The sequence below is a fragment of the Kitasatospora sp. NPDC041988 genome (assembly GCF_055588525.1).
In genome coordinates this window covers 90,365-97,712 of sequence record NZ_JBVJCO010000022.1, presented here as the reverse complement: position 1 = coordinate 97,712, position 7,348 = coordinate 90,365, and the positions used below count along the sequence as shown (strand labels likewise).

General features: G+C 77.1%; 4 protein-coding genes. 1 reads left to right on the top strand and 3 read right to left on the bottom strand.

Annotated features, from left to right (window positions below):
- Window positions 1–261 precede the first annotated feature (261 nt).
- Together ACZ6NC_RS22480 and ACZ6NC_RS22475 are read right to left on the bottom strand one after the other, a co-directional pair.
- Window positions 262–1,020, bottom strand: a complete 759-nt coding sequence (locus ACZ6NC_RS22480; protein WP_465735403.1) for an NUDIX hydrolase — start codon at window positions 1,018–1,020, stop codon at window positions 262–264.
- A gap of 203 nt (window positions 1,021–1,223) precedes the next feature.
- Window positions 1,224–3,419 carry an amylo-alpha-1,6-glucosidase gene (locus ACZ6NC_RS22475; RefSeq protein ID WP_465735484.1) on the bottom strand — a complete coding sequence of 732 codons (2,196 nt, stop codon included), beginning with the start codon at window positions 3,417–3,419 and terminating at the stop codon, window positions 1,224–1,226.
- Window positions 3,420–4,182: 763 nt separating this feature from the next.
- On the opposite strand from ACZ6NC_RS22475, the gene ACZ6NC_RS22470 reads away from it, so the two are divergent.
- Entirely contained in the window at window positions 4,183–5,496 is a 1,314-nt protein-coding gene (locus tag ACZ6NC_RS22470; protein ID WP_465735401.1) for an alpha/beta fold hydrolase, read from the top strand.
- 244 nt (window positions 5,497–5,740) lie between these two features.
- Here the strand turns inward: ACZ6NC_RS22470 and ACZ6NC_RS22465 are convergent, their stop codons facing one another.
- Window positions 5,741–7,330, bottom strand: coding sequence for a DUF4192 domain-containing protein (locus tag ACZ6NC_RS22465; protein WP_465735399.1), 1,590 nt, complete (start codon window positions 7,328–7,330; stop codon window positions 5,741–5,743).
- Window positions 7,331–7,348: the final 18 nt, after the last annotated feature.

Below are 7,348 nucleotides of genomic sequence, written 5' to 3'. Positions count from 1 at the left end.
ACCCCCCTCTCCCCTCCCCCCCCCCCCCCCCCCCCCCCCCCCCTCCCCCCCCCCTCCCCCCCCCCCCCCCCCCCCCCCCGCCAGCACATTAGGGGGCCGCCACGGCGATTCCGGGCATTGCGGGAGCGGCGCGGGCTCGCCGCCCGCACACCTCACCCGATCAGGGGACAATCCGATCCGGCGACGGCCGCCGGGTGGCGGGGAGGCAGGGGTCGGGGCAGGCAGCGGACGGGGTGGCCGGGCAGGCCGTGGGCCGTCGGCTCAGGACTCCGGGCGCAGCATCGGCGGGTTGAGCACGGTGGCCCCGCCCGCGGTGAACAGCTGCGCCGGGCGCCCGCCCTGACGCGTCGTCGTGCCGCCCGAGGGCAGCAGGAAGCCGGGGGTGCCGGTGACCTTGCGGTGGAAGTTCCGGGGATCGAGCACCACGCCCCACACGGCCTCGTAGACCCTGCGCAGCTCGCCGACGGTGAACTCGGGCGGGCAGAAGGCCGTGGCCAGCGAGGAGTACTCGATCTTGGAGCGGGCCCGCTCGACCCCGTCGGTCAGGATCAGCCCGTGGTCGAAGGCGAGCGGGACTTCGTCGGCCGGGCTCTTTCCGAGCAGTTCGGTGACCGGGGCCCAGCGGGCGCTGCTGGCGTCGCCACCGGCGCGCGGGGTCGGCAGGTCGGGCGCCAGGACCAGGTACGCGACGCTGACCACCCGCATCCGGGGGTCGCGCTGGGGGTGGCCGTAGGTCGCGAGCTGTTCCAGGTGGGCGCCGGCCGTGCCGGGGCTCGCCGCATCGTGGCCCGGGGCGGAGTAGGCGCGCAGGCCGGTCTCCTCCGCCAGCTCCCGGGAGGCCGCCTCGGCCAGGCCCTCGTCCGGGCGGACGAAACCGCCGGGCAGGGCCCAGTAGCCCTGGAAGGGGGGCTCGCCCCGTCGGACCAGCAGGGCGCACAGCGCGTGGTCCCGCACCGTCAGCACCACCAGGTCAACCGTGACAGCGAACGGGGGGAAGGCCGACGGGTCATAACGCGACATGGCGACGATCATAGTCGTCTCTCTGACGATAAGCACAGGCCCGTGCACGGACTGTGCCGTGACGGTCCGGTGATCACCCTGCCCCGGCCCTCGGCCGCGCCTCCGGGGCGGGGCCGGGGACCTTACCGGGGGCGGGGGCCGGGGCGGGGGCCTTCCCGGCAAGCCGCCGCCCGCCCTGGTGCACCCGCGTGGGGGCGGCGGCGTCAGCGGGCGACCAGCTGCAGCTCCGTGGACGCCTCCTCGACCATCGCGACGCCGATCCGGCTCACCCGGACCGAGAACGGCTCCCCGGCGACCCGCAGGCCGGTCAGCTGTAGCTCGCCGAGCGGCGCCGTGCTGGCCGGGCGGACCAGCACCCGCCCGCCCGGGACGTCGGGGCGGACCCCGGCGAGGGAGAACACCGCGTGCACCGCGCCGGCCGCCGAGACTGCCGCCGGGCGGCAGGCCGCCGGGTGCGGCACGGGCGGGCAGCCGAGCGTGCGCTGCTCCCCCGCATACATCTCGGGCAGCCGCCCCTCGAAGTGGGCGGCTGCGCCGAGCAGGCCCTCCAGCAGGGCGCCGGCCTCGTTCTCGTGGCCCGCCTCAGCCAGTCCGGCGATCGCGAGGGCGGTCTCGTGGACCCGCACGGCTCCGCTGCGGTGGCCGAGCGGGTTGAACCGGGGTGACTTGGCGCTGAGCGTGCGCAGGCCCCAGCCGCTGTCCAGCTCGGGCGCGGCCAGGCGCTGGGCGAGCAGCCTGGTCTGCTCGCGCTCCAACAGGCTCTCGTGCCGCCCGCCGTCGGCGGAGAGACCGGGGTCGAGGAGGTGGACGAAGGAGGAGGCAACCGCGGGCAGCGGCTGGCCGCCCGGTCCCAGGCCGGCCGCTGGCCGCCCGCCGGAGAGGTCGTCGATCCAGAACCGGTCGCGGAAGCGCCCGCGCAGCGCGGCCGCCCAGCTACGCCACTCCTCGGCGCCGGGACGGCCGAAAGCCGCCAGGAGGTCGGCGCCGTGCAGGGCGGCGCGGTGCGCCTGGGCCTGGACCTCGGCCCGGGCCGGCACCGGGTGGGCTGCGCGGTCCTCCGCCGGGCGGCTCAGATCGGTGACGAAGCCGTCGACCAGGCCGTCACGGAGTGCCCCGAGCGCGCGCTCGGCGGCCGGGAGCAGCTCGGCGACCTCCTGCCGGGGCAGTCCCCAGCGCCAGGCCTCGGCCAGCACGGTGACGAACAGCAGCGTCGCCTCGGTGGCGGTGCAGGTGGGCGGCAGCTCCGGCCCGCCGTGCCGGAGGGCACCGGGCAGCAGCCCCTCGGGGCGACGGCCGGGCCCACCCTGGCCGCCGCTCTGACCGCCTGGTCCGTGCACCGGTCCTGCCGGGCCGGCCTGGCCTGCGGCGGGACTGAGCTGCTGACGGCGGGCCAGCGCCCGAAGGGTGCCGGCGGCCAGCCGGGTGCCCAGTGGGAGCATCAGCCGGGCCGCCCACAGTGCGTCCGCCGGGGCGAGCCCGAACCGCCACGGCGCTCCGGAGGCCGGGTAGAAATCGGTGGGGCGGTCCGGGTCGGCGAACAGCAGGCCGCCGAGGGCGTCCAGGGAGCGCGGCACCAGCAGCTCGACCCGGGGATCGTCGCTACGGACCTCCGGCTCCGCCCAGGGCAGCGGGACTCCGGTGCCGCGCCCGCCCGGCGGCCGGGGGCCGGGGACGGTGCTCTCCAGCTCGGTGCGCAGCTCGACCGACCAGCGCGCGCCGGGCTGGACCTCGAGGTCCCAGCGCAGTACGCCGGCGCCGGCCAGGACGGCGTGCGGCGACGGCTTGGCACTGACGACGGCGGCGTGGGAGGGGCCCACCCAGCGCAGCCCCGCGGACTGCACCTGGCCGGGCAGGTCCGGCGACCGGTGCCCGGCGGCGATCTCGCCGACCGGGCCGAGGTCGGTGCCGAGCGCGATCTCCAGCGGCAGCCGGGCAGGCCGGCTACCGGCGTTGCGGACGGTGACGGTCTCGACCCCGTCGGCGTGGCGCAGCCGCTCGACGGTGAGCGCCGGGTCGGGGTCTGGGTCCCCGGGGATCCGGACGGCGCCGAGGAACCGGGCCTGCGCCGCCGTGGTCGGGGTGCTCTGGAGAGGCAGCGGCTCCATGCCGCCGAGCCGCAGCTCCATCCGGGCCAGCACCCGGACGCCGGAGCGGTAGAAGCCGTGGAGGCCGTGACCGCGCAGTTGCCCGTCGGGGCCGGAGGCGGCCATCGCGGGCGCGTTGACGCAGAGCACCGCGTGGTGGACGGCGGCAGGCTGCGGGCGCGGCGGTGCCGCGGACCGGGCCTGGCCGACGGGGGCGCCTCCGGGGACCTGGTCGGGACGGCCGACCGGTCTCGGCGCGCCGACCACGCTCTCGGCCGGCATGGCCTGTGGCGGCCTCGCCTGTGGTGGCCTCATGGCGGTCACCGGACTCTCCTCCCCTCGGCGGTCCGGTGGCCGGTCAGGCCGGTGGGCCGCGAGCATGCTCGATCGCGTGCTGATGGTGCCTGGCCGGCGGAGGTTCCCGTCGGCGTGTGTGCCGTGTCTGGCCGTACCCGGCGTCGGGTCGTGCCATGCGGCGCGCGGTACCGCTCCGGTACCGGCCCCGCCTCGCCCCAGCACGCTGTTGTGCCCCGGGGCGTCGTCATGTCCGGCGTCCGGCCGTGCCCGCGACGCCCTGTCCCGGCCGGTGCCCTGGACCGGCCGTCGTGGGCGGCGGCAGCACGCCGTACGTCCGCGGGCGCCTGTCCGCCGGCTCGGCCGCCGTCGGCGCCCCGACGGCCGCGGCTGCGGGCGCGCCGCGACTCCGTCCGCCTCCGGGGCCCGGAGGCCGACCTGACGCAGTGCCCCCGGGGTGAACGCTGCCGACCGGTCACAGGTAACGCCCGGCGCGCCGGTTCGGCCTGCCGGTCCGCAGCGGCGGGCGGTCATGCCGCCGCCGACGGAGCCCGGCCGCCCCGTGCCGGTGTCGTTCCGGGTCGGACGCGCCCTACCGGGGTTGCCGGCTGGTCTCGCCCGGCACAGCGGGCGGACGGCGCAGCAGGCGGGTGGCCAGGGGCGGCTACCCGCCGGACCGGTGCCCGACCGCCGCCAGGATACGGTGCGGGGGTCGCGGCGCCCGCACCGGCAACACCGTGGACGGCGACGCGACCGCTGTGACCTGCACATACCGAGGAGTTGTATGTCCACCGCCAGCCGGCTGCCCGGGATTGTCACGACCGACCACGTCTTCCAGCTGCCCCTCGACCACGCCGCCCCGCAGGGCGAACAGATCGAGGTGTACGCCCGTGAGGTGGTGGCCCCAGGCCGCGAGAAGGACGACCTGCCCTGGCTGCTCTTCCTCCAGGGCGGGCCCGGCGGCAAGGCCGGACGCCCGCTCGGCCGCGACGGCTGGCTGGAGCGCGCCCTCGACGACTACCGGGTACTCCTGCTCGACCAGCGCGGCACCGGGCGGTCCACGCCCGCGAACCGGCAGACCCTCGCCCGGCGCGGCGGCGCCCAGCAGCAGGCGGACTACCTGGCGCACTTCCGTGCGGACTCGATCGTTCGGGACGCCGAGCTGATCCGCCGCCGGCTGCTCGGCGACGACCGGCGTTGGAGCGTGCTCGGGCAGAGCTTCGGCGGCTTCTGCACCCTCACCTACCTCTCGATCGCGCCCGAGGGCCTGCACGAGGCGTTCATCACCGGCGGCCTGGCCGGCCTGCGCAGCTCGGCCGACGACGTCTACCGGGCGGCGTACCCCCGGGTCGTCCGCAAGAACGAGGAGCACTACGCCCGCTTCCCGCAGGACGTCGAGGCGGTGCGGCGGATCGCCGCGCACCTGGCCGCCTCGCCTGCGCGCCTGCCCGGCGGCGGGCTGCTCACCGTCGAGGCGTTCCAGGCCCTCGGGATAGTGCTCGGCGGCGGCAACGGCTCCGGCAGCCTGCACTACCTGCTGGAGGAGGCGTGGGTGGAGGGCGCGACCGGGCCCGAGCTGTCCGACACCTTCCTGTCCGAGGCCCAGGCGAAGCTCTCCTTCGCCGAGGGGCCGCTCTACGCCGTGCTGCACGAGTCGATCTACGGGCAGCGATCGGTGGACCGGGCCGGGACGGCGTGGTCGGCCGATCGCGTCCGCAAGGAGTTCCCGGAGTTCGACGCCCGGGCTGCGCTGGAGTCCGGGGCTCCGGTGCTGTTCACCGGGGAGATGATCTACGCCTGGACGTTCGACACCGACCCGGCGCTGCGGCCGCTGAAGGAGACGGCGGAGCTGCTTGCCGCCCGCACCGACTGGGCCGACCTGTACGACCCGGCACGACTGGCCGCCAACGAAGTGCCGGTGGTCGCAGCGGTCTACCACGACGACATGTACGTCGACACCGCCGACTCGCTGGCGACCGCCCGTGCCGTGCGCGGCCTGCGGACGTGGATCACCAACGAGTGGGAGCACGACGGCCTGCGGGTGAGCGGCGGCAAGGTGCTCGACCGCCTGCTCGCGATGGCCCACGGCGAGGCGTAGCCGGCCGAGGAGTGACAGGCCTGGGTGTGCCGGCTCTGGGCCCGGCAGGCCGGGGCGCGTCACTCCTGGGCGCGGCAGGCCGAGCCGCGGCGGTTCGAGGCGCAGCAGTTCGAGGCGCAGCAGACCGGAACGGACAGCCCGGGCCCGCTCCGGGGAGGGCCCGGCGCCCCCGCCGGTCGGACGGAGCAGTTGCCCCGTCCGACCGGCGGAGGGGCGCAGCGGGCACGACCGGCCGATGGCGGTGTCACTCCACATGCCGGGATCCGATCACCGGGCGCCGGACGCCCCGGCACCGGTCGCGTCGGCCGTTCGGAGCAGCCGGTGCGGCGGGCGCCCACGGCAAGGCGCGGCCGAGCCGCAGCTTGCGCGCGGAGCGCGGCTGGGCCGACGGCCGGCACCCCGCCGGGCGGTCCGTCCGCTGCCGTAGCTGCGTGACCGTACCGTCGGCCGACCCGCCGGACCCGCCGGACGCGCCCTCGGCCCGGTCCACCGGTTCCGGCAACGGAACGGCACCCGAGGCGGTGGGGGCGGCCGGCCCGGCCGGACCTCGCCGGGCGCGCCGCCGCCGGGTCTTGGCCGGGGCGGGATCACGTGGCTTGTCAGGCCCGCGGTCCGAAGCCCGCTCCGGGCCCCGCTCCAGGCCCAGCTCCGGCCCGCCCGGCGGACCGCCCTCGGGGCCGTGCTCCGCATCGCGAGCCGGGCCGCCTTTCAGGCCGACGGCTGCCTCGGCCCCCTCTGCCTCCCCGGTACGGCGGCGCCGCTCGGCATCCGCCCTCGCCAGCAGGGGGGCCGGGGAAAGCCCGCCGTTCAACGACTCGTAGAGCAGCTGGGCGAGCAGGTAGGAGGGGTCGAGGCGGAGCGTGTGGGCAAGCACGACCCGAGCCGTCGCGGTGTCCCCCGCGACCCAGGACACCCAGGCCAGCAGGGTGAGCGGGGGCGGCGCGTAGCCCGTGTAGGGCGGCACACAGCGCCGGGCGAGGAAGCGCCAGAGCCGCTGGGCGGGAGCGAGCTCGGCAGGCCTGGCGTACTCGGCGGCGCGGTCCCGGGTGCGCCGGTCCCGGAGGGCGACGAGGAGCTGTGCCGTCCGGCGCTCGTCGAGCTCACGGGCACCGGCCATGAACTCGGCAACGGCCCGGTCGAGCAGCTCGGCGCCCTGCTCCGGGGAGAGCACCGGCCCACGCCCGGCTCCCCCACCGCCCACGGCCCGGGCGAGCGCCAGGCGCTGGGAGTCCGCGCCGGGCGGGCCGATCGGCGCCAGCCCGGCGACGATCGCCTTGCGGCTGCCGCGCGGTGCGAGACCGGCCAAGGTGGCCGCCACGGCCACCGCTCCGGGGCCGGGCGCGTGCCGGATCGGATGGCCGGCCGGGTCGCAGCACCCTTCGCGGCGGCAGAGGAAGGACCACCAGCGGCCGGCGGAGACACAGAGCGACTCCTTCACCGGCACTCCCCTGCTCTCGAAGGCCGCCCGCAGCTCCGCCGCGAGCGGTCTGAGCCCGTCGAGCACGGACCGGCCGTGCTCGGTGCCGGGATCCTGGCAGAGATAGACGAGCACCTGGGCCGGGCGGCGATCCCGCTGCTCCGACAGGCCGACGAGAAGGGCGGCCGTCTCGGCGGCGGCGGCCGGCCACTCCGCCGGTGACTCCGGGATGTCCAGCCGGATCACCCCGCCCTGGTGGAGCTCCGGCCCCTGGAGGCCGACGGCGACGATGCTGTCGTCGGGGAAGAAGCCGAGCAGGTAGGGCAGCAGCTCGGCCATGTCGGCCGGGCCCCGCATGGTCACCGGCCGAGGCCCGGAGGGACGGCCGAAGGGAAGCGTGATGCGTTCGTTGGTCATGGCCGGAAGATTGCCGCA